The following is a 23716-nucleotide window of genomic DNA, read 5'->3' as shown; positions in this document are numbered from 1 at the left end:
CCGAGCTTCAGCCGGCGACCGCGATGCAAGATCAATTCTCCGCTGTCGCCGGCTAAAGCGCGGCGCTACGGACTACCCCCCTCACAGCCCTAGATACCGCTTCACTGTATCCAGATCCAAATACCGATCCAACGATTCCGCCATTCGCGCGTACACCAGCGCCCGCTTGGCCTTCCAATTTTCCTCGCAAATCCTAGCCTCGCCTATCCCAGCCTCCACCACCAGCCGCTGCCTCATCTCCGCAGCGTCGAAGAGGCCATGCTGATAGCTGCCCCAAACCTTTCCCAGCTTAATACCATCCGCCCGGAAAGCGCCTTCCCCCGCCTTGCGGGCCTCCAGCAAAGTCTCGCAGCTCGAAGCGTCGACCCAGCGACTTTCGCCGGTGTGGATCTCAAAGGTCTCCCAAACCTGGCCTTCGTACCTTGCTTCGTTCCGCACCACACGCTTTTTCCGCAAAAATTCCGATTCCAGCGGCAACAAGCCCAGCCCCTCCGCGCTCTCGCCCGAAGCTGGATCGAATAGCGTCCGCCCGAGCATCTGCTTTCCCCCGCAAATCCCAACCACCGGCCGGCCAGCCCTGGCAGCAACCTGCACCGCATCGGCGAGGCCTCGCTCCTTCAGCCAAGCGAGATCCGCTAGCGTATTCTTGCTTCCGGGCAGGACTACGGCGGCTGCATCACGAACGACATCGGGCGATTCCGTCCAAACGCTTTGCACGCCCGCGTCATTCCTCCACGGCAATTGATCTTGGCTGTTGGATACGCGCGGATACTTGACCCAAGCGATATACGGTTCGCCGGATCTCGGTCGCCCCGCCACCGCGTTCAAGCTGTCTTCATCGTCGATCGCTAAGGTCGAATCGAAGGGCAGCACGCCTAGGTAAGGAAGCTCGCTACGTGACTCGATCTCCGCTTTCGCTCCGTCGAACAAACTCAGGTCGCCGCGAAAACGATTCACCACTACGCCCATGCCCAGTGGTTTCATGACATCGGGCATCAAATTCCAAGTCCCGAGAACCTGGGCGAAAACACCCCCGTATTCAATATTGGATACAAGCAACCACCGCCCATCCAAATACTCGACGGGACGCAAGTTTACGATATCCCGATTCATCAGGTTCAGCTCCACCGGACTGCCGGCTCCCTCCAGCACCAACACCTCGCACTCCGCCTTCCAATAGTCCAAAGTCTCGCGAACCGTTGTCCAAGAATTCTCGATACTCGTGTAATAGTCGCGAGCGCTCGTAGTCTCGCCAGCAACTCCCAGTCGCACGATTTGCGATCCGTCCGGCCCGTTCGGCTTCAGGAGAATAGGATTCATCTCCACCCGCGGCAGCAAGTCGCAGGCTTCCGCTTGCACGGCTTGGGCGACGCCAATCTCCCCACCGCCCAAGGTAGCGAACGCGTTGTTGGCCATATTCTGCGCCTTGAAGGGCGCCACCTTTACGCCTTGCAGCCTCAGCCACGCGCAGAGCGCCGTAGACACCCAACTCTTGCCCGCATTGGACGAGGTCCCTAAAACCGAGATTGCCTTCATCAAACGCCGGCTAACGCTCGCGCTTGAACAAACGCCAGCGCTCTTCCGTCAAGCCCTTCCGGTGCGTCTCCTGGCGAGCCAGCTTAAAAGCCAAGTCCGAAAGGCGATTGACGAACTGCAGAATGCTTGGAGCCACGGGATCGATCTTATTCAAGGTCACCAGGCGTCGCTCCGCGCGACGCGCTACAGTGCGCACCATATGGCACTGCGCCGAGATGGCATTGCCTCCCGGCAACAAGAAATACTCGGTCGCATCCGCCAAGCTCTCCTCGATCTCCCGCATCCACGCTTCCATCCAAAGCGCGGAATCGTCCGGCAACGGTACCTTAGGCTGACGCTCGGAGGTCGACGGCGTCGCCACGTGCCCCATCAGATTCATCATCTCCGTTTGGATACGCTGCAACCCGGCTTCCCAATCATGCTCCGGAGGCAATACGCTGCGCAGCACCCCGATCACGCTGTTGGCCTCGTCGAGATCGCCCAGCGCCTCGATCCGCGCGTCGTCCTTGTCGACGCGGCCGCCGCCGCCCACTCCAGTCGTCCCCTTGTCGCCGGAGCGCGTTGAAATATTTCCTTTTGGCATAGTCTTGTTTATTAAATATTGTTCCCGATCGACTCAATCATCGAAGCGACCGCTCCACTTCACGGCATAGCCCACCGCAAAACTGCGCCGCACCAGCTCCAGAAAGGAAGCCGACTCGAGATTCACCTCGAAGGAACCGAGTTTCAATTGCATATCCTTACGGCCTATCTCTCGACCACTTACCGCCGAAGCCACTAGCGCCGCGTGACCGATCATGATTTCGTGGATACACCCCGAAGGTGAAACGCCCCAAACGAATTGATCGCGAACATGCACCAGCGCCTGCACCGCCGCAACCGTGACTGGATCGTGGTTGGCAGAGAGAAAGTTCGCCTCGAACAGGTCCCCTACTTCCGGCGGCAACAGCTGCTGGATTCCTCCGATAAAACTCGCTTCCGTTTCGCCGAAGCGAAGAAGCTGAGCCAAGCTAGAGCGACGCGAGTCCGGGGTCAGCCCCGATTGCAGATTCAAAGCTTCGAAAAGGGAACGGCGCACCGCAACTCCAATCAATTCCCCTAACTTCGAGTGCTTATTCGCATCCGTGTGCTGGATACGCGTTCCCAGCAAGCAGGCGATCCCGATCTGGTCCGTACCCGTGCCGGTGGCAATTCCCTCCGAGTAGCGAGAGGGAGCCATGAGCTCTTGCAGCACGCTCGACTTCGCTTCCGTCATCACCGTACTGGCCGATACCAAGGCCCCGTTGCTCAATTCCTGGTTAATCAACAAAATAGTATTGATCGTACCGGCTGCGGGCGGAGGCCGGTCGATCACCACGATCCCATTCTCCGAAGCATAGTAGGAAGCGGGGTCTCCGGCTCTGCCGCCATTGCCGCCCACTCCAGCCGTGGTAATAGCGACAACCTGCAAGCCTTCATGGCGTTCTTCCGCTACTGCCGCATTGTTTACGTTCGCAGCCGTTCCTAGGGAAGCGCTTTTCGCGAAGTCGATCCCCGCCTTGCCAGCGATCCGCTTTTGGTAGCGTTCCGGTTCCTTCACCGCGACCTGGCAAAGATCCGTACCGCTGTGGGCCCGCGGTTCGCAAGACTGGTGGTTGTAGAGATACTGCAAATCCTCCCGCAAACCGCCGTTCAAGCGACAGGTCGACAGCACCCGATGCGGCTTCAGGAATTGGGCATACACAATCTTCTCCTCGCGGAAAAGCGCCGCCCCATCGTAATACTCGCCTATCTTCATAGCTATCGGTTTTCCTCCTTGTGCTCGCGCCCTAGCAAGAAGCCAACAAGCTCCTCGAGGGTGGCGACGCGCTTCGTTTCTTCGCTGGCTGCGATTTCCCAGGCGACGTCCCCCTCCATTTCCAGAATCCGTATCCTCAATTTGGATGCGCTTTCTGCTGACAGCACTTCGTAGCCAATTCGGGCCAACGCCCGCCGCGTCCAAACTTCAGCCGCGCCCCTTCCATCGAGGGCCACGCTGGCGCAGCTGTGGCTATGCATGCGAAAGGCTCCCTGCTCGCTGTCCCAATCCACCTCGCGAGAAGCGAAGGTTCTGGCAATGCTTCCTCCAAGCGCCAGAGCTTCCGGCATTCCGGTGGTCAAGGACCCATCGTTTCCTAAAAGCCAAAGCTTATCCGCGCTGCGCAAGGCAAGGTCGAGGTCATGGGTCGAAAGCAAAATGCTCAAGCCCTGCACCCGAGCCAGATCCCTCAAGGTACGCATCAGCTCCACCCGCCGCGGCAAGTCGAGAAACGCCGTCGGCTCATCGAGCAAGATCAAGTTCGTCTCCTGGGCTAGGGCCCGAGCGATCATCACCTTTTGACGTTCGCCATCGCTCAATTCCGAAACCTGACGCGGTGCCAGCTCCGTTGCCCCGACCGCCTGCAAGGCCCAATCGATGCGGGCTCGGTCCTCTTGTCCCAAGCTTCCCGTCCAACCGGTGTGAGGATGCCGTCCCAGCGCTACCACCGAATAAGCGTCAAACATTCCCTGCGGCAGACTATCGGTCAGCACCACGCTTACCGAGCGGGCCTTTTCTTTGGGGCTCATCGATCCGATCTCCGTATCCGCAATTCGTATACGGCCGCCCAAAGGCTTCTGCATGCCCGACAAGCTGCGAATCAAGGTCGACTTCCCCACGCCATTCGGCCCCAGCAAGCAAACGAACTCCCCAGCCGCCAGCTTCAGGTCAAGGCCGCTGGCCACGACGCGAACCTGGCCGCCTTTTGCCGTGTAGCCCACGCTCAAGCCGATTGCTTCCAGCGGTACCCTCATCCGAAGGCCTTCCTAAGGTTGCGCTGACGGATCAAGGCCACGATGATCACCGGAGCCCCCACCAGAGCCGTAACCGCGTTGAGCGGCAGCGCCCCATCGAATCCGGGCGCCTTGGCCACCAAGTCCGCCGCCAGAGCGATGCCCGCGCCTCCCAGCAAGGACGCTGGAATCAGGACCTTGTGCTGGGCAGTCTTGAAGAGATAGCGACACAGATGCGGGGCCGCGATGCCCAAAAATCCAATCGGGCCGCAAAAGCCCGTCACCGTTCCGGCCATCAGCGAAGCCAAGCCAAGGGAGAGGATCCTCACCCGCTTCACCCGCGTGCCCAAGGACTCCGCGAATCGTTCTCCCATCAGCATCGCATCCAGCGGCTTGCAGAGGAAAAGCGAAGCCAGCGCCCCCGCAGAAACGCAGGCTCCAAACACCCGCATATGACTCCAGGCTACGTTGCCGAAAGTGCCGTAGGACCAGGCGAAGAACGACTGCAAGCGCTCCGCCATGCTGTAAAACATGAGCACGCTCACCACCGCTCCCACCGCATAGCTTAGCATCAATCCCAGAATCAGGAGCGACATGACATCCACTCGTTGAGCAAACGAAAGAACGATGCCCAACACCACCGCGGCGCCACCCGTGGCGGCGATCACCACCAGCAGGTGGCCGCTAAGCTCCAAGCCTTGAGTCAAGCTCACCCCTGCCGGAGCAAGGACCAGCAGGACGATGGCCACGCCTAGGCTCGCTCCGGAATTGACGCCCAGCACGAACGGATCCGCGAGCGGATTCCTAAAAATAGTCTGCATCAACAATCCGGATACGGCTAGAGCCGCTCCCGCCAGCAAGGCCGTCAAGGCTCGCGGCAAGCGGAAGTCGATAACGATCTGGCTGCTGATGGAACTGCCTTTCCCCGTCAGCGCTCCCCAGACGTCACCGAGCGACAAGGTGGCCGAACCTAGGCACACGTTGGCCAAGAAAAGCGCCAGCACACCGATCCCCAAGACGAGGAAAAGCAGGGCCGTAGGCGGTTTGGAGTTTGGCTTAGGGGTCATCGAAAAATTGGATACAAAAGCTCACTTCAGCTTTTCGTAAAAGACAAAATCATGTTCCGGTAAAAGCTCGGGGTGAAAGATCTTGATCAGGTCCGCCAATACCTCCTCCGGATGCGAAACGCCGCGCTCGAAAATGTCGTTACCTCCCTTGGCGTTCACCCGGACCGTGTTGTTGTAGACCCGCCCCTTCTGCAAGGCCTTGAAGCCCGCGAAGCGCTCGTCCGCCGCCAGCAGGGCTCGAATCGAGTCGTAGTGGCTGGGATTCAGCCAGTAGTCCGCGTCCCCGGCGCGCTGCAAAATGACCTCCACGTCGAGCGGCACCCCGCCCGTCGCCTCGTTGTCAGACCAGAGGTAGTCGGCCCCCGCGTGGCGAAAGGCAGTCGCCGTATAGCTCTTCCCTCCCGGCACATGCCAGACTCCCGAATAGGGCGCGCTGGAGAAGACAGAGGGGCGATTCTTGACGTTGCGGGTCAAGCTCACCAAGGCTTCGTAGCGTTGGGCAATTCCGTCGAAGATGCGCTCCGCTTCCGCTTCCTTGTCGTAGAACGCCGCCACGAACTTGATCCACTCCGTGCGGGCCAACGGATGCTTCTCCATGTAGCTGGCGGTGACGACCACGGGCAATCCCGCCCGCCGCATCTGCGGGTGCACGTCGAAATTGGCATTTCCCGTAGTGCTGGTAAGAATCAGATCCGGCTGCAACATCAACATCGACTCCACATCCATCCCGCTTCCGGACTGGATCTCGCGGGCCACGCCCGAGGCCACCAATTCATGGGCCCGTTCGTCGTTGGCGTAGTCCAAATGAGCGATCCCGATCAGCGAATCGTAAAGATCCAAGTCGCGTATCGGACCGAGGAATACAGTCGCCATAATAGCTAGGCGCTCGACCGGAGTGCGAACGACCACAGCTCCGGGAGCAAGCTCGGGCAGTTCCGCTCCGCGCGGGACGAGCGCGTAAACCTGTTCGTGGTCCCCCGCTCCTTTCCACGTGTTGCGAACCGTTATTTCTTTGTATCCCTCAAAGGCAGCGATGGAAAAATTTTGGGCGTAGCGCAGCTCCCCCGCAAAGGATACGATGCACTGCGATAGCAAAAGGATAACAATAAGCGATTTCATCGGCGTAGGCAAAAAAGGGAGCGCGCTCGTCGAACAGCCATGAGCACTGCCTGAACGACTAGCGAGCCCCCGCACAGAAAGAGATTAGAAGTTCAGGCGTATCCCGGCGCTCGCGTTCGCTTCCGCAGTTTGGTAGCCGGAGATCTCTTCGTATTCAGTATCCAATACGTTTCCGATCCGTAGCCAGATCGAACTGTTCTCCGTTGTCTCGTAAGTCGCGGCGAAGTTGACGACCTCGTAGCCCTCGAGCTTCTCTCCCAAGCCTCGCGATCCGCTGCTGCCATATTGGCTGGATACGAACAGAGCATCCACGTTCAAGCCAAGCTTGCCGTCGAGCCCCGTCCAGTTCGCGCCGAGCGACGCGACGCTGCGCGGAACGCGCAATGCCTCGAGGCTGCCGTCCTCCTCCGCGTCGCTATAGGTGTAGGCAGCCTTCAGGCGAAGCGAATCGTTCACGTAATAACGGGCGGAATTCTCGATCCCGACCGACTCGTAGGAGCTCAGGTTTCGGTAAACCCCGTCCCAATCGATCTTATCTTCGACCTTGTTTCCGAACAGCGTGGAGCTGAGCAACAGCTTGCCGCCGACCAGGCTCTTCTCGAAACCGAGGTCCCAACCTTCGCCGCTCTCCGGCTTCAGGTCCACATTTCCGTACCATTGGTTGAACAACTGATAGAAGGACGGCGCCTGGAAGGACGTTCCGAAGGATCCGCGAACCCGCGCGTCCCAATTGTCCAGACGGTAGCTAAAGGTCGCGCGGTAGGTCGTTTCGTCGCCATAAGCGCTATTGTCGTCATAGCGGGCGCCAAGTGTGAGATCGAGCGCGTCGCTGTACTGGAACACGTTTTCGACGAAGACAGAGGTATCGTTGCGATTCCCGACGTCGCTGAGGTTTTCCTCTTCCTCGTACTCGACTCCGGCAACCAGCTTCCAGCTCTCGTTCGCTTCAATCGTATTGATCCAGTCGTACTTGTAGCGCTTGCCGGTAGCGTTGTAAGGGCTTCCGTCGGAATAAGAAAGCGTATCCACATCCGAATACGAAATGTTTGCGGAGCTGGTCCAATTGTCGCGCAAAGCGAAATCGCTGCCGACTCGCGCGAACAGCTGTTCCGTGGTCGCGTAATTGTCTCCCGCTGGCGTCCCCCAAACCCAGGCTGGATCGCCGGGATCGAACTCGGAATACGTATCCAAGTAAACAGCCGACGCATGCACGCTCACCGTCTCGCTCAAAGCATATTCCACCGCGCCGCTGAGCGTGGTATTGTCGTAGGTATCGTCGTCGGCCCAGGCTTCGCCATACTCTGGCGATTGGGCGGAAAAGCCTTCCGACTCATGGACCAAAGCGTCCACCGACCAACTCAAACCGCCCCGCGAACCGGAATGCCCGAGCCCGTAGTCGTAAGTATCGTAGGAACCATATCCCACCACCGCGCGGCCGCCGCTCGATGCTCCCGGACCCAAGGTATCGACCGAGATCACGCCCGCCAAGGCATCGGCCCCGTAAAGCGAGCTCTGCGGGCCCAGCAGGACTTCCACCCGCGAGGCGGAAGCTGTGAAGAGGTTGCCGAGATTGAGGATCTGCCCGTTGGACGGATTGCTGACCTCGATTCCATTGAGCAGCACCGTGGGGCGATTCGAGCTCAAGCCGCGGGTCGTAATACCAAAGGTACCGCCCGGGCCGCCATTGTTGCGCATCACCAGCCCCGGCACTTCGCGCAGGGCATCGACGAGGAAAAGGTCTTTGCCGTTTTGCAGTTCGTAAGCGTCGAGCACCGTGACCGAGCTCCCAACTTGTTGCACCGGCAATTCGAGGCGATTCGCGGAAATCGAGAACGCATCGAGCTCGAAGAAAGCGTCGCTCGCGTTCTCCTGAGATCGCGCAGGAGCAGCCAAACAAGCGAGGCTGAGACCAGCGAGCAAGAGGCCGCTGGCGGATGTTAGTTTGTATTCAGATTTTTGGTTCATTGTTCGATGTGAGGAGCGCCGCTAAACAAAAAAAGGCGCCCAGCATCGAACAGGACCGAACGACCCGGATCTCCCCTTTCTCCTTGAAAAAGGCTCAACCACAGTCGACTGCCATGCGAAGCATAAGCGTTACCCTCTTGCTCTAGCGACAAGTTGCGTGCCTTTCCGGAAACCGAAAAGGCGGGTAGGATTCGTAGGCAGTGGTCGGACTCCAAGTTTGCATCCCAATTGAATTCCATTGGGAAACCTCCCCCTACTCCGCAGAGCGAAGCGCAAAACCTTACCAAGGTGATGCACGGGCTTGTGACTTGTTACCGTAGCGCGACTGTCGCCGGTTCTAACGGCGTTTCCTGTCGACGAATCGATTCAATTGATAAAGAACGACTCCCTTAAGCCGAATCGGAAAAGCATTAGCAAGGTTAATCAATTACAAACTTGTAATTAGTTCAAAGCACCCCCGCCACCAGCCATGCCGCCAGGATCAATCCGAGGCATTTCGCGTAGGCGACCCCCATCAATTCCGTCGCCCTGAGAATGTCGGCCCGACCCGGCTGGCGAGCCCCCTGGTTCATCTCCGCCGTCTGCACCAGCTTTCCTTTCTCGTACATGCGGCCCCCGATAACCACGCCGAGCCGCTTGGCCATGGCGGCTTCCGGCCAACCGGCGTTGAAGCTGGGATGCTTCACCGCATCTCCCTTGAGCCGACGCCAATGCCGGGCTTCGTTCAGCTTCAAGAGCAGCAAGCAACAGAGGCGGGCGGGAAAGTAGTTCAGCGCGTCGTCGATGCGGGCGGACACCTTGCCGAGCTGCTCGAACCGCGCCGTACGGTGGCCCACCATCGCGTCCAAAGTATTGCTCAAGCGGAACAGCAAGGCTCCCAGCGGGCCGAAAAGGGCAAACCAAAACAGCGGGGCGATCACCGCGTCGTTCAGGTTTTCCGCCCCGCTCTCGATAGCGGCGCGGCAAACGTCGTCCTCCTCCATCCGCTCCGTATCCCGCCCCACGATCCAGGAAACCCGCTGGCGGCCGGCTTGCAGACTGCGATCCAGCCCGCGCTTCACCGCCACCACGTGCTTCACCAGGTCTCGGTAGGCGATGCACTGGAACAGCAAGACGCCATCCAGCAGCAATTTCGCCCAGTGGCCCAGCGCCTCCGCCCCCGCAGCGAGCAGCAGGTAGCCGCCCACGCAGATCGCAGCGATCCCTAGCCAAAGTATCAGTCCGGCGAATACGCTGCGTCCCAAGCTCGCCACCAATCGCTTTTCACCTTCGACCGCCAGCATTCCGACCAGCTTCACGATATGCGGCATCTTGCGCGGATCGCCCAAGACGAAATCCAAACCAACCCCAATTCCCAGCGCTATAGCATAGTCCATGTACACGCCCCTAGCCTTGCTTCAAGAATTCGCCCAAGTCCAGCCCGCGCGCGCTCCCCCGCTATGCATCGGCATAATTGGCGACGCTTAATTGCGAAGCTCGCCGACCTGGTAAACGTTGACCTGAAAAGCTGTTCCAAATTTCGCCCAGATCGCTAGGCACCTTTTCCGCTCCCCCCGTCCACCCTAACTAGAATCGAATTTCCTACCATGATAAGCCTCGCCCTACGCGTCACCCTCGCTTCCCTACTTGCCCTGCTCGCAACCAGCAGCGGCCACGCCCTCGGCGACCCCGCCTACATCTCCACGACGAAGGAGCGCGGCGGACTCCAGCTCGCGGCCGACGGCCAGCTGATCGACCTCTACGTCGACGCCGACGACCATTGGGGATTGGTCCGAGCCACTGGGGACCTGCAAACAGACTTCCAACGCGTCACCGGACGCAAGCCCGCCCTCCTGCATTCTCCCAAGGAACTGGGAAAAACCGCCGTTATCGTAGGGACCGTCGGGCGCTCCGCGCTGATCGACCAACTGGTAGCCGCAGAAAAAATCGACGTATCCGCAATTCAAGACAAGTGGGAAGCCTACCACATCGAATTGGTAGACAAGCCCGCTAAAGGCATCGAAAAAGCCCTTGTGATCGCTGGCAGCGATAGGCGCGGCGCCATTTTCGGGGTCTACGACCTCTCCGAGCAAATCGGCGTTTCCCCTTGGCATTGGTGGGCGGACGTGCCGGCGAAGCAATCTCCTACGCTCTACGTCAAGGCCGACACCAAACTCCAGGACGCCCCCAAGGTCCAGTACCGCGGAATCTTTCTCAACGACGAAGCCCCCGCCTTGACCGGATGGGTGCAGGAAAACTATGGAAACTACACCCACGAATTTTACGTGCACGTTTTCGAGCTCCTCCTGCGGCTCAAGTCCAATTTCCTCTGGCCCGCCATGTGGAACAACGCCTTCGCCGACGACGACGAGCAAAACATGGTGCTCGCCCACAAGTACGGGATCGTCATGAGCACCTCCCATCACGAGCCCATGATGCGGGCCGACAAGGAATGGGACCGCTACGGCGAGGGCCCCTGGGACTACGCCCGCAACCCGGACCGACTCGACGCTTTCTGGAAGGAAGGCGCCGAACGCAACAAACCCTACGATTCGATCTACACCATCGGCATGCGCGGCCAGGCCGACACTCCCATGTCCGAAACCGAAGACATCGACCTCCTGGAAAAGATCGTCGACTCTCAACGGAAAATACTGACCGAAGTCTTCCACGACCGCGACATCACCGAGGTCCCTCAAGTCTGGGCCCTGTACAAGGAAGTCCAAGGCTACTACGAGAGCGGCATGCGCGTACCTGACGACGTGATACTGCTCTGGTGCGACGACAACTGGGGCAACATTCGCCGTCTCCCCACCCCCGAAGAACGCAAGCGGGCCGGCGGAGCTGGGGTGTATTACCATTTCGACTACGTGGGCGGACCGAGATCCTACCGCTGGACCAACGTAACCCAAATCGCCAAAGTCTGGGAACAGATGAACCTCGCCGACGCCTACGACGCCAACAAGATCTGGCTCACCAACGTCGGCGACCTAAAGCCGCAGGAACTCCCCATCACCTATTTCCTCGACCTCGCCTGGGACATCGAAGACTGGCCCAAGGAACGCATCCCGGACTACCCTCGCCTATTCGCCGAAAGCGCCTTCGGCCCGGACAATGCCGCGGAAATCGGCGAGCTCCTCACCGCCTACACGCGGCACAACGCCCGACGCAAGCCCGAGCTGCAAGCGGCCGATACCTACAGCTTGCTCAACTACCGCGAAGCGGAGCGCGTCGAAGCGGAGCTGGCGGACCTAGTCGAACGCGCCGAAGCTCTCTACGCCCGCACTCCCGAACCTGCCAAGTCAGCCTTTTTCCAGCTGGTCTACTACCCAGTGAAAGCCTCCGCCGCCATCACTCAGATGTACATTGCCCAAGCCCGGAACCACCTCTACGCCAAGCAAGGCCGGGCCACCACCAACGAACAGGCGAAACAAGCAGAAGCCTATTTCGACCTGAACAAGGAATTGCAGGACCTCTTCCACGGCGATGCGACCGGCGGCAAATGGAACCACATGATGTCGCAACCACGCATTGGATACACGCATTGGAACAATCCTCCCGCCGACACGCTGCCGCCTCTTTTCTACAACCGTCCCAACGCCGTGGCGGACATGGGAGTCGCAGTGGAAGGCATGGAAGCCGCCTGGCCCGCGGAAGGAAATTCCTACGCTCTGCCCCACTTCTATCGTAACGGCCAAAGCGAATACTATATCGAAGTTTTCAACAAAGGCACCCTTCCCTTCGAGTTTCAGGCAAGCCCTTCCGCCCCTTGGATCCAGCTCAGCCAATCGTCCGGCACCATCGAAAGCCAGCGTCGCCTAAGCGTATCCATAGATTGGAGCCAACTCCCAGAAGGCACGCATAGCGGACACGTAATGGTGCGCGGCACCGGCTGGGGCGGCGCCCATATCGCCGTCACGGCACACCAGCAATCAGTTGCGAACCTGAAAGGCTTCGTCGAAACCGACGGCTACCTCTCCATCGACGCGGCCAACTACAGCCGCAAGCGCGACGTCGACGGACTCGCTTGGGAAGCCATACCCGAACTCGGCCGTACCGGAGATTCCGTATCCGTTTTTCCGATCACAGATCGTTCCTTCGAAGACCCGAGCAAAGCTCCTTACTTGGAATACGATCTCACCCTCTTCACCAGCGGAACGCTTTCCATCCAGACCCTCTGGAACCCGACTTGGCCGATCGCCCCCGATCGCGGGCTCCGTTTCTCAATCGCCCTCGGCGACGAAGAACCGCAAATCGTCGACCTGCACGAAAATCGCGCCCACCACCTCTGGCAAGAGTCCGTCAAGGATGCCGTCCGGCCCGCAACGACCCATCACACGGTTGAAGAAGCGGGCCACCACACCCTGCGCATCTACTGCGTCGATCCCGCCACCACCTTGCAGAAGATCCTGATCGACACCGGAAACCTCAAGCCCAACTACCTCGGCCCGCAGCAAAGCCCGAAAGTCAACTGACGCGATCCTGCACGCCCTGCGGGATCCAACTCCCGCCGACGCGCGTCAGGATCGATCCGGGATTAAGGTGACTCCTCCGCCTTCTTTCCCGTTTCAAGCACTTCGATATCACCCAGCTTCACCGAGCCTCGCGTATCTCCTTTAACCGTTGTAATCTTGTCCATATTTAGGCCGATCACGCCGGAAACAGCATCGTTCATCGACTCGAAAGCTTTCTTGAAGCCGATCCCCACCGCCCTCGTGTTATAACGCACCCGCCACACCAGCTTCAGCTCCTTCTTTTCTAGGAAGTGCTGGTAGTCGAACGCGTTCAGGATCACGAAATATCGCTCCTCATCTAAAACATCCCACAGGCTGTCCCGTCTCACCGTCGATTCGAATTCCATCTCCAAATCGTCCTCGAGACCGAGCAGGTGAATGTTCATCGAATTCGGTGTCTTGAACTGCGTTCCCCAATATTGGCTTCGTCCCACGTTCGCGGCATCGAACATTTCGCCAAGCGAGGGAGTCTCCTGAGGTGTGCCCGGAGCCGAGAGCTGTAACTCCCCACCCTCCTTGTCCCGCTTTTCGCGCTGAGCCTGGGTTAGGGTTTCCTCATAATTCATGAAACCCTGGAGCTCGCGGTAGTCGGGATCCGTCGCCGTTCTCCCCCAGGAGAGCATGATCATCAGATCGCCCTTTTCCTTGTCGGGCTCGGGATAGAAGCTCTGCTTCTTCAGCGTGGCCGCAAGGGATTCGGCAAGTTCCTCAAAGGCAGCGCTCTCCATTCCTTTGTCCCGGGTCGCTCCACCAAAAAAATGGCCGCGGATAAAATGATAGGTTTGGTAATCCAGGTCTTTTACGCGTTCCAAATATTCCTCGTCCGCCTCAGCGTTAACGAGGATATTGAACCGCTTCGCCTCCAGGGAAGCGGAGAAAAGCAGAGCAAGGGCGAATACAACAGCAAGCAAGGTACGCGACATCGGACTTCTGGGTAGAGTTAATATCCTAGGAGTGGTTGACCGCTAAGACTCCACTCAGCCTAAATTTATTCGAACCGGCACCCGCAATCCAGCCGAATTTAACTCTCCCAATTAAGCTTCGCTGCGAATCGATTCCATGGGCGACTGCTTGGCGATTCCAAGGCTGTTCAGCATGCCTGTCGCCCAAGTCATCGCTGCCACCAGCAAAACGGTCGCCGCCGTCACTCCCCAAGGAATGAAGAGTTCGACCTTCAGTGCGTATTTCGTGACTGCCCACCCGGAGATCAACGACAAACCCACCCCGGCAAGACCAGCGATGATTCCCACCAAGGCGTACTCCACTCCCATGATGCCGCGTATTTGCTTTGCGGATGCGCCGATGGTCCGCAGCAAAGCGCTCTCCCGGGCCCGCTGGTAGCGGCTCGTGATCACCGAGGCCATCAGGGCAATCAGGCCGGTCACGATCGTAAAGGAAGCCATGAAGCGAATCACGAAGCTGATCTTGTCGAAAATCTCCCGCAGGCTCTCCAGCACCATCGTCAGATTGACCGCCGACACGTTGGGAAACTGCTTAACCACGTTCGACTGCAGGGCCACCAGCGTTTCCTTGTCTTGAGCATGGGCCGCCGTCACGAAAAAAGCCGGGGCCGCCTCCAAGACGCCCGCAGGAAAGACCACGAAAAAGTTGGGCTTCATCTCGCGCCAATCCACTTTTCGGATACTGGTCACTTCCGTTTCGATAGGAAGCCCCTGCACGTCCCAAACAATCCTGTCGCCGAGCTTCAGCTTCAGGGCATCGACCACTCGCTGCTCCACAGAGACCGGAATCGGAGCCCCGGAATCGAGCGTGGCCTCTGGCGTAAAGACTCCGCTGGTCAGCTCTTCGTCCTCGCGAATGTAGTCCCGATACGTCGAGCGGTACTCGCGTCGCGCCGCCCACCGTTCGATCTTCCGGTTCGGGTCGTCGATCAACTCCTCAGCCGTCTGCCCGTTCAAGCTTTGCAAGCGCATGGTCACGATCGGAGCGGGACGAATCGCCTCGACGCCTAGCTCATCGATCACTTTCTGCACCCCTGCCATTTGGTCCGGCTGGATGTCGAACAGTATCACGTTGGGCTGCCCCTCGTTGTCTGCCAGCTCGCCTTGCCGCAGCATGCTTTGCTCGCTGATGTAAATCGTATAGATCAGAAACGCCCCCATCCCTAGCGTCACCACCAGCATGGTAGTGCGGTTGTTGGGACGGTGCAGATTGGAAAGGCCTTGCCGCCAAACGTAGGGCAAGCCCGCCACGCTCATGCGCTTCAAGCTAAACCGAAGCAGCCAGCCAATCCCGGCCAACAGCAGCATCGCGGCCAGAATTCCCCCGAAAAAGCCCAGGGCTTGCTCGAGCGTGCGCGTTTGCGTAACGGTGAATACCGCAGCCAGTATCAACAGCCCCACTACAACTCCCAGGAAGGGCAAATCCCGCCACGCCTTGCCGCTCGCTTCTACCGAAGCCCGAATGGCCCGCAGCGGCGAAACGCGTCGCAGCGGCAGCAACGGCAAGAAGGCGAAGAGGCTCGTGAAAAACCAGCCAAACAGCAGACTCAGAAAAATGCTGCTCCAGGAAATCTCGACCTGCAGCTCCAAGGGCAGGAAGGTCTTCATCAGCTCGGGCAAAAAGGACTGGATCGATACGCCCAGCACCGCCCCGCTCAAGCAGCCAAGCAAACCGACTACGGAAATCTGGATACAGTAGATCAACATCGCTTGCCGCGTGCTTGCTCCGAGACAGCGCAAGATGGCCACCGCATCCGTCTTGGCCTTGAGATAAACCTGCACCGCGCCCGCGATGGCCACGCCGCCCAACAAGAGAGCGACAAATCCGACCATGCTGAGAAAGCTGTTCATCCCGTCCAAGGTACGCCCTACCCGACGCCGCTGGTCCTCCACCGTATCCACGTCGACATCCATCGCCTCCAGTTCGTCCTTCAGGCTTTTCAGCACCTCCAAACTTGGCTCCGCCATCAAGTCGTCGAATTTCTGATACGCGTAGTACTGCAGCCTACTTCCGTACTGCGATAGCCCCGTGGCCTCGAAGAATCTCATTGGAATCAGTACCCGCGGAGCGAAAGAACCGGTGAAGGATCCTTCCCCGGGCACCCGCAGCACTTCCCCTATAATCTCAAATTCCTGCTCTCCGATCTTGATAGGATCCCCCACCTTCAAATCGAACTGCAACATCAAGCTCTCCTCCAGCAAGGCCACCGGTTCGCTGCTTCCAGCAACCCTTAGCCCCGGCGGCACCGTATCCAATTTCCCATACCAAGGAAAACCTCCCTCCATGGCATGGGCCCGCACGATGCGCGTATCGTCCTTAGTCGGGAAATAGGCCATCGTGGCGAACTTGATCTCGCGAGCGATCGCTTCCGCCGGGACCATGGAAATCAGCGATTCGGCTTTGGCGCTGAACGGCACCTTCGCGTCGTATTCGACGTCCGCGCCCAGCAAGCTGCGCGATTGGCGATCCATCTCGCTCTCCAGGTTCGCCCGGAAGGAATTGATCGCGACCAAAGCCGCTACCCCGGCGACCACCGCTAGGGCGAACAAAGTGAGCTGGCGCTTGGCCCGGCGCATATCCCGCCAAGCCATCAGAAAGATCCAGGCCCCAGACGCTCGCTTCGGCTTGACCGCGCTCATGCCTCCAACTCCTGCAAGCGCCCGCGCTCGATGCGCAGCAAACGGTTCGTCGTGCGAGCCAACTCCAGATCGTGCGTCACCAGCACCAGGGTGGTGCCGGCCGTCTTGTTCAGATCGAAGAGCAAATCCACGATCGGCAGACTCGTTTCCGAGTCGAGATTGCCCGTCGGCTCGTCCGCGAAGAGGATGCGAGGCCGGTTGACGAAAGCGCGGGCCAATGCCACTCGCTGCTGCTCGCCGCCGGAAAGCTGGATCGGATAGTGGGACTTGCGCTCGCCGAGGCCCACTTTCTCCAGCAGCTCCTCGGCCCGCTTTCTCGCCCCCTTCTCGCCGCGCAACTCCAGAGGCACCATCACGTTCTCCAAGGCCGTCAAGGTCGGCAACAGCTGGAAATTCTGAAAAACGAAGCCCACGCTCTCGTTTCTCACCGCTGCTCGCTCGTCCTCTCCCAGTTGCGAAATATCGCAGCCGCAGAGCGAAACCGTACCGCTGGTCGGCTGGTCCAGCCCCGCGCAAATGCCCAGCAAGGTCGTCTTGCCGCTGCCGGAAGGACCGATGATCGAGACCGTCTCGCCTGCCTTCACCTCGAAGGAGATGTCCTTCAATACCTCCAAGTCCTCGTGCCCGCTGTGGTAAGCCTTCTTCACTTCCTTCAGCTGCAACACCGACAGCGATTCGCTAGATTCCGTCATGCGGTCCGACCCAATATTCGTATCTTGTAACATGCAACTGCTTAAGCTCTTCTCCTCAATCATGAAGCCAACGCGTCTCGCCGTGCATTTGATTGCCATCTATACGTTGCTATCCCTCACAAACTTCGCGGGCGCCGCTCCCGAAGCCAAGCGAATCCTCTTTCTCGGCGACAGCCTCACCGCTGGCTACGGCATCGATCCCCAGCAAGCCTACCCGGCCCTCATCGCCAAAAAGCTCGAGGAAAGCGGCCGCGACGACTACACCGTCAGCCCGGCCGGACTCAGCGGAGAGACCAGCGCCGGCGGTCTCAGGCGCGCCAGCTGGGTAATGCAAAAGCCTGTCGACATTCTCGTCCTAGCCTTAGGAGCCAACGACGGCCTGCGCGGTATCAAGCTTACGGATACCCAAAAGAATCTGCAGGGAATTATCGATTTCGCCCGCGAGAAGTATCCAGAAATCAAGATCGTGCTGGCTGGCATGCAGATGCCCCCGAACCTGGGCGAAGCCTACACCTCGGAGTTCCGAGCCCTGTATCCGAGCCTGGCCGAACGCAACCAAATCCCCCTGATCCCTTTCTTACTAGAAGGCGTCGCGGGCGATCCCAGCCTCAACATCTCCGACGGCATCCACCCCAATCCCGCCGGACACAAGATCCTCGCCGAAACCGTCTGGACCCACCTCGAGCCCTTGCTGGACTGAAGCGCCTTGCCGTGGCCTAGACTCCGAATTCCTTCAGGTCCTTCGCCGTCAGGCCACCCATCTTGCAGACGGCCTTGAAGTGAACCTTGTCGACGGGCTGGATGGAAAGACGTTGCCCACGCTGCACCACCAGCATTTCAGCCAGCTCCGGAGCTTCCTTGAGCTCCTTCAGCGTGACCAACCGCTTGAAAGGCTTGCCGTACTTGAAATCCACCATCAGCCAACGAGGATTCTCCTTGCTCGACTTCGCGTCGTAGTAGTTGGATTTTGGATCAAATTGGGTGTGGTCCGGGTAGGCCTTCTCGCTCGCAACCGTTGCAAGCCCCACCGCCCCGACCTCCGGACCTGCGTTGGAGTGGTAAAAGATCGCCACGTCGCCCTGCTGCATCTCGTCGCGCATGAAGTTGCGGGCCTGGTAGTTGCGGATCCCGTCCCAGTGCTCGGTTTGATCCTTGCACTTCGCTAAGTCGTCGAAACCAAACACGTCCGGCTCGCTTTTGATCAGCCAAAATTTCTTCGCCATGCCCCATGCCTGCCCTCCCGCCCCGCCCGCCTCAAGCTCTTTTGCAATTCCGCCCGTAATTCCTGCAGCTTGCTCGTCTCCATGCACTTCGGCAACGATCCTGCTCAATTCCCCTGAAACATAGTCTTGATTAGAAGGTCATTCGACGGTGTCCTTCTCAGCTTTCCTAAGGCAGGCGCCTAGACTTGCCACATCCCCCACAACACATTTATCGAAAATCCATATGAGCAGCTGGTCTGAACGAGTCAGAAACGAAGTTGGAAAAGCAATCCTCGGACAGGAAGTCGTTGTCGAACGAATGCTTGTCGCTCTCCTCGCCGATGGACACGTCCTGCTCGAAGGCATGCCTGGTCTCGCCAAGACCCTCCTCATCAAAAGCCTCGGCACCGCCCTCGGCCTCCAGTTCGAACGCGTGCAGTTCACGCCCGACCTCCTGCCGAGCGACGTGATCGGGACCATGATCTTCCAAGCCCAATCCGGCCAGTTCGAGCCGCACAAGGGTCCCATCTTCGCCAACCTCGTCCTCGCCGACGAAATCAACCGCGCCCCCGCCAAGGTCCAGAGCGCCCTGCTCGAAGCCATGCAGGAAAAGCAAGTCACCCTGGGGCCAACCTCCCACAAGCTGCCGCGCCCCTTCTTCGTCATGGCCACCCAAAACCCGGTCGAGCAAGAGGGCACCTACCCGCTTCCCGAAGCCCAACGCGACCGCTTCCTCTTCAAGCTGCTGGTCGACTACCCGAGCCAAGAGGACGAGTTCGAGATGATGCGACGCTGGGGCCAGGTCACCGAGAAGCCGGAACTCGAGCCGGTCGCCACCGGCGAGGAACTGCTCGCCCTGAGGGCCGAAGTCGACAGCGTTCACGTATCCGAGGACATCCAAGCTTATATTCTAGAGCTGGTGCGCGCCACCCGCGAAATGCCCAACGCCGCCCAGGCCGAGGACCGGCTCCTGTCCTACGGAGCCTCGCCGCGCGCCTCCATCAGCCTCTACCAAGCCAGCCGCGCCCTCGCATGGCTGCGCGGCATGGACCACGTCTCCCCCGCCATCGTTAAGGACATTTTCTTCGACGCCATGCGTCACCGCGTCGGCCTAAGCTACGAAGCGGAAGCGGAAGAGATCACCGCGGACCAAGTCCTGCAGAAGATCCTCGACAAGACTGCCCTGCCGAGCCGAGCCGCCGCCGTCTAAGAAATTGGATACAGCAGCCCGTCTCGTTCGCCGCTAGCCAGCGCGAGAACCGCCAGCCGCCCCATGCCGAAACAGCCAGATAACCCAGGCTCAAGCGCCAACCTTTCCGCAACCGTCGCCATGCTGCGACGCTTGGAGTGGCGAGCACGCCTGGTCGTGCAAAGCGCCCTGGGCGGCGAATACAAGTCGTCCTTCCGCGGCAAAGGCATGGAGTTCGACCAGGTCGTCAAGTATGAGTTCGGCGACGACGTACGCGACATCGACTGGAACGTGACCGCCCGCCTCGGCGAAGCCTACCGCAAGAAGTTCATCGAGGAACGCGAAATCACCCTCCTGCTGCTCTTCGAAGACACGCCTTCCCTGCAGTTCGGATCCGGCGGCGTCACCAAACGCCAAGCCTTGCTGGAGCTCGCCAGCCTGCTCATGCTGCTCAGCGCCGTCAACGGCGACCGCATCTCGCTCCTGCACGCCACCCCGCAAGGCTACACCTTGACCAAGTCCGCCACCGGACGCGGACGGGTCATGCACACCGCCGCCAACTTGCTCGGGCACCCCGCGCCGCCCATCCTCGAGCAGCAGGAAGCCAAAATCCCTTGGAAATACGTGCTCAAGGCCGCGCCCCGACACAGCATCTTCGTCTGGCTCGGCGACTTCCCCGGCCACGCCCAACCGGACGTCTGGCCCGTGCTGCGTCGCCGCTACCAACCCGTTGGCTTCCGCATCTCCGACCCTTGGGAGCTCGAACTCCCGAAGTCCGGCAGCCAACCGGTCTACGATCCGACCAGCGGAGAGCTCTACACCCTCAACGGCGGCTCCAGCGCCCAGCGCGCCGCCCACCAAACCTGGGCTGCCCAACGGGACGCCTCCTTCAAAGCGCTTTTTCCAAAGGATAGCGATCGCCTCAGCCTCACCGCGGGCTCCGACGCCCTCGACGCCGTAACCGACTTCTTCCATCAACGCATGAAACGATTCGCCCGCGTATGATCGAACTTCTGGATACGAAATTCCAATTGGCCAATCCCTATTGGCTGCTCGCCTTGCTGGCCTTGCCGCTCATCGCATGGCTACGCGGGCGACGCGCCGTATCCGCCATGATACTACCGTTCTCCGGAGCGTGGCGACGCCCCAGCTTCATCGGTGGCACCAAACTCGCCACCACCTTGGTCTTCCTCGCCGCCATCGGCATGATCCTCGCCCTGACCCGTCCCCAGTCCGTCGCCACCGAAAGCCATTCCAAGAGCCGCGGCTACGACATCATTCTCGCCGTCGACCTCTCCGGCTCCATGGAAGCGGAAGACTACTTCGTCAACCGCAAGCGCTCCAACCGACTCCAAGCAGTCAAACCCGTGCTCAGCGCCTTCATCAACCGCCGCGAAAACGACCGCATCGGCCTCATCGCCTTCGCCGGACGGGCCTACACCGCCGCTCCCTTGACCTTCGACCACAAGTGGCTCGCCCGCCAAACCGAACGCCTCCAGATCGGCCTTATCGAAGATGGAACCGCCATCGGAGATTCGCTCGCGGTCGCCACCTCGCGACTCCTGGAAGGCGCCAAGGAACGAGCCGGCGAACGCGAGGGCGCCTTTATCGTCTTGCTGACCGATGGCGAAAACACCGCTGGCATGATGGAGCCGATGGAGGGAGCTCAGCTGGCCAAGGATGCAGGCATCCGCGTCTACACCATCGCGGCAGGAAAAAACGGATACGTCCCCTTCCCGCGTCGCAACGAGCGCGGCGAACGCATCGGCACCACCCAGCAGCTGCTGCGCGTCGACACCGAAACGCTTAAGAAAATCGCCGACTTCACGGATGGCGAATTTTTCCGTGCCGAAGATTCGGATACGATCGACCAAGCCTTCAAAAAGATCGACGAATCCAGCACCATCGAATTCGAGGTGAAACAGTACTCCACTGTAACCGAACTTTTCCACTACCCGCTCTACGCAGCCGCCTTCTTCGCGGTCCTCAGCGTATTCGCAGGCGCTAGCAAATTCCGGGAGGCCTTGGCATGAACATCGATTGGGCTCACGAAGAATTTCTCTGGGGACTCGCGCTGCCCGTCCTCCTGCTTGCTTGGAGCCTCTTCCATCGCCGCCGCGATTCCGCCCGCCGCAAAGGAGCTCAAGCCCAGTGGGCCACCGCCGGATTTAGCGGAATCAAACAGGCCAGCCGCACTTCCGCCCGCCCGCCAAAAGTCCTGCTCTGCGCCTCCCTCGCTCTCCTTATCGTATCCATCGCCCAACCACGCTGGGGAACCGAAGAACAGATCACCTTCGAGCGCAGCCGCGAAGTCATCATCGCCATGGACCTCTCCAAGAGCATGCTAGCCGACGACATCAAGCCGAACCGCTTGGAACGAGCGAAGCTAGTGGTGGAAGGCATGCTCGACACCCTCGAAGGCGAAAGCGTCGGCTTGATCGTCTTCGCCGGAACCGCCTTCCTGCAAAGCCCCATGAGCCCCGACTACCAGATCCTGCGGGGCTTCCTGGACGACATAAACCCCAGCTTCATCCCCCAAGGCGGCACCAACTACGCCGCCATGATGGACACCGCCCTCGACTCATTCGAACAATCCGACGGCATGGCCGACCGCTTTCTCATCATCATCAGCGACGGCGAAAGCCTGGAGAGCGGCTGGGAAGCGAAAGCCCGCGAGCTCAAGGAGCAAAACGTCCGCACCATCTGCCTGGGCTTCGGCACCAAGGAGGGCAGCCTCATCCCAGACGGAAACGGCGGCTACCTAAAGGACCCGCAAGGCGCCGTGGTGCTCAGCAAGCTCGAACCCAAGACTCTCACCCAAATCGCTCGCATCACCGACGGCATCTACCGCGAGGCCAGCGTCTGGGTCGACCTCGCCCAAGTCGTGGAGGAAACCGTCGAAAAAGGAAAGGCCAGCCTCAAGGAACGGGAACGCGAGAACGCCCTCATCGAGCGCTTCCACTACTTCCTCGCCCCCGGATTCTTCCTGCTCCTGCTTTCCATCTACTGGGAGTTCCCCTCCCTGCCTAAGCCCCGTACCCTCAAGCGAAAGGAGTTGGCCGCATGATCCGCCGTATCCTCTTTTCAATGACCTTGTTCGCGGGCGCCTCGGCCTTCGGCATAACCAGCTCTACGCCCAGCTCCGAGAGCGACAGCGAACCTGCTGCCCCCGCTCCACGAGCTCCCCGAACTCCCAGCTCCCCGGCCACGATTCCGGGGCAAGAAGGCATCACCTTGCCCGATCTCATTTCCGAAATCGCGGAAAAGGACGACATCACCGCGGAAGACTACGCGAAAATAGCTTCCGGAACCATGCAGGTCGCCATGCAAGTCATGCAGCAAGGCGAGAAGATGCCGGACAGCCCCGTGGAAGACGCCCTCGACGCCGTAGCGGCTGGCCGTGCCCTCGACCCAGAAGCCGCCGACTGGGATAAGCTGGAGCAGCGCCTGCTCGACCTGCTCAACCCGCCCCACCAAGACCAGCAGGAACAGCAGCAGGGCGACTCCTCCGAAAACCAGGAAGAGCAGCAGGACGGTGAACAACAGGAGCAGGACGGCAGTTCGGGCTCCTCCGAAGAAGGGTCCGAAAATTCCGAGAACAGCGATGCCCAATCCCAGGAGGAAGCCTCCGAAGACTCGCAGGAAGGCCAGCCCGGAGAAGAGGGCGACCAGCAGCAAGAAGGCGAAAACGGCGAGCAGGAATCCCAGGAGAGCCAAGATCCGCAGTCCGGCCAAGAAGGAGAGGAAGGGGAATCCGCCGAGCAAACCAACACCCAGGACGGCGCCCAGATGGGAGAACTGGACCAAGCGGAAGAGCCACAGCAAGTCGAGCTGGACGGCGAAAACCAGGAGGAAGCCCCGCAGCCTTCCCCAGAGCAGATGCAAACCCTCGGCGGCCAGCAAGGCACCGGCGAACCGGTCGACGCCCAGACTGCCGCCCTCAAGCAGATGCTAGAACAACTCCGCCAGCAGGACCAGCCCGGCAAACTTTACCAGATCTTACAGGAAGCCCAAACGGGTGGAAAAAAGAAACAGCAACCCAATGCCAAGGATTGGTAACC

19 protein-coding genes are annotated in these 23716 nt (G+C 59.8%); 7 read left to right on the top strand and 12 right to left on the bottom strand.

The genetic code is table 11. The features are described from left to right. Positions 1-81: 81 nt before the first annotated feature. The 8 genes from QEH57_RS17590 to cbiB form a co-directional block, all read right to left on the bottom strand. Positions 82-1536 carry a cobyric acid synthase gene (locus tag QEH57_RS17590; protein ID WP_309008082.1) on the bottom strand — a complete coding sequence of 485 codons (1455 nt, stop codon included), beginning with the start codon at positions 1534-1536 and terminating at the stop codon, positions 82-84. Positions 1537-1546: 10 nt separating this feature from the next. Then, a complete protein-coding gene (locus QEH57_RS17585; protein WP_309008081.1) occupies positions 1547-2119 on the bottom strand; it encodes a cob(I)yrinic acid a,c-diamide adenosyltransferase in 573 nt (190 codons plus the stop codon). A 33-nt stretch (positions 2120-2152) separates the two neighbouring features. Then, positions 2153-3313: an adenosylcobinamide amidohydrolase gene (locus QEH57_RS17580; RefSeq protein WP_309008080.1), complete on the bottom strand. Its 1161-nt coding sequence runs from the start codon at positions 3311-3313 to the stop codon at positions 2153-2155. Positions 3314-3315: 2 nt separating this feature from the next. Next, the gene (locus QEH57_RS17575; RefSeq protein WP_309008079.1) at positions 3316-4347 is read right to left on the bottom strand and encodes an ABC transporter ATP-binding protein; all 1032 of its coding nucleotides are present in this window, start codon (positions 4345-4347) and stop codon (positions 3316-3318) included. Continuing rightward, positions 4344-5393, bottom strand: coding sequence for an iron ABC transporter permease (locus QEH57_RS17570; protein ID WP_309008078.1), 1050 nt, complete (start codon positions 5391-5393; stop codon positions 4344-4346). Before QEH57_RS17570 ends, QEH57_RS17575 begins: the two co-directional genes overlap by 4 nt. 21 nt (positions 5394-5414) lie before the next feature. Then, complete coding sequence (locus QEH57_RS17565) at positions 5415-6512, bottom strand: ABC transporter substrate-binding protein (protein ID WP_309008077.1); 1098 nt, start codon at positions 6510-6512, stop codon at positions 5415-5417. 84 nt (positions 6513-6596) lie between these two features. Then, a complete protein-coding gene (locus QEH57_RS17560; protein WP_309008076.1) occupies positions 6597-8477 on the bottom strand; it encodes a TonB-dependent receptor in 1881 nt (626 codons plus the stop codon). 446 nt (positions 8478-8923) lie between these two features. Beyond that, the gene (gene cbiB / locus QEH57_RS17555; protein ID WP_309008075.1) at positions 8924-9853 is read right to left on the bottom strand and encodes an adenosylcobinamide-phosphate synthase CbiB; all 930 of its coding nucleotides are present in this window, start codon (positions 9851-9853) and stop codon (positions 8924-8926) included. 210 nt (positions 9854-10063) lie between these two features. On the opposite strand from cbiB, the gene QEH57_RS17550 reads away from it, so the two are divergent. Then, the gene (locus QEH57_RS17550; RefSeq protein ID WP_309008074.1) at positions 10064-12931 is read left to right on the top strand and encodes a glycosyl hydrolase 115 family protein; all 2868 of its coding nucleotides are present in this window, start codon (positions 10064-10066) and stop codon (positions 12929-12931) included. Between the two features lie 62 nt (positions 12932-12993). Here the strand turns inward: QEH57_RS17550 and QEH57_RS17545 are convergent, their stop codons facing one another. The 3 genes from QEH57_RS17545 to QEH57_RS17535 all read right to left on the bottom strand — a co-directional run bounded on the left by QEH57_RS17545 (position 12994) and on the right by QEH57_RS17535 (position 17297). Continuing rightward, on the bottom strand, positions 12994-13782 hold the full coding sequence (locus tag QEH57_RS17545) for a hypothetical protein (protein WP_309008073.1): 789 nt from the start codon (positions 13780-13782) through the stop codon (positions 12994-12996). A gap of 222 nt (positions 13783-14004) precedes the next feature. Further along, entirely contained in the window at positions 14005-16572 is a 2568-nt protein-coding gene (locus QEH57_RS17540) for an FtsX-like permease family protein (RefSeq protein WP_309008072.1), read from the bottom strand. Next, entirely contained in the window at positions 16569-17297 is a 729-nt protein-coding gene (locus QEH57_RS17535; RefSeq protein WP_309008071.1) for an ABC transporter ATP-binding protein, read from the bottom strand. Before QEH57_RS17535 ends, QEH57_RS17540 begins: the two co-directional genes overlap by 4 nt. Here QEH57_RS17535 and QEH57_RS17530 point away from each other — a divergent pair. Beyond that, complete coding sequence (locus QEH57_RS17530) at positions 17296-17964, top strand: arylesterase (RefSeq protein ID WP_309008070.1); 669 nt, start codon at positions 17296-17298, stop codon at positions 17962-17964. The two genes, QEH57_RS17535 and QEH57_RS17530, sit on opposite strands and share 2 nt — an antisense overlap. 16 nt (positions 17965-17980) lie before the next feature. Here the strand turns inward: QEH57_RS17530 and QEH57_RS17525 are convergent, their stop codons facing one another. After that, entirely contained in the window at positions 17981-18487 is a 507-nt protein-coding gene (locus QEH57_RS17525) for an EVE domain-containing protein (RefSeq protein WP_343224811.1), read from the bottom strand. A 223-nt stretch (positions 18488-18710) separates the two neighbouring features. Here QEH57_RS17525 and QEH57_RS17520 point away from each other — a divergent pair, with 223 nt between their 5' ends. The 5 genes from QEH57_RS17520 (at position 18711) to QEH57_RS17500 (ending at position 23714) form a co-directional block, all read left to right on the top strand. Next, a complete protein-coding gene (locus QEH57_RS17520; RefSeq protein ID WP_309008068.1) occupies positions 18711-19676 on the top strand; it encodes a MoxR family ATPase in 966 nt (321 codons plus the stop codon). Between the two features lie 63 nt (positions 19677-19739). Further along, positions 19740-20660: a DUF58 domain-containing protein gene (locus QEH57_RS17515; protein ID WP_309008067.1), complete on the top strand. Its 921-nt coding sequence runs from the start codon at positions 19740-19742 to the stop codon at positions 20658-20660. Further along, positions 20657-21688, top strand: a complete 1032-nt coding sequence (locus QEH57_RS17510) for a VWA domain-containing protein (RefSeq protein ID WP_309008066.1) — start codon at positions 20657-20659, stop codon at positions 21686-21688. The genes QEH57_RS17515 and QEH57_RS17510 overlap by 4 nt, the downstream gene beginning before the upstream one ends. Next, positions 21685-22722 carry a VWA domain-containing protein gene (locus QEH57_RS17505; protein WP_309008065.1) on the top strand — a complete coding sequence of 346 codons (1038 nt, stop codon included), beginning with the start codon at positions 21685-21687 and terminating at the stop codon, positions 22720-22722. The genes QEH57_RS17510 and QEH57_RS17505 overlap by 4 nt, the downstream gene beginning before the upstream one ends. Further along, complete coding sequence (locus QEH57_RS17500) at positions 22719-23714, top strand: hypothetical protein (protein WP_309008064.1); 996 nt, start codon at positions 22719-22721, stop codon at positions 23712-23714. The genes QEH57_RS17505 and QEH57_RS17500 overlap by 4 nt, the downstream gene beginning before the upstream one ends. The last annotated feature ends 2 nt before the right edge of the window (positions 23715-23716 follow it).

Origin of the sequence: Pelagicoccus sp. SDUM812005, from assembly GCF_031127875.1 — a bacterium.
GTDB lineage: Bacteria > Verrucomicrobiota > Verrucomicrobiia > Opitutales > Opitutaceae > Pelagicoccus.
Note: the sequence above shows the minus strand (reverse complement) of the source record. Positions and strands in the feature narration are given on the sequence as shown.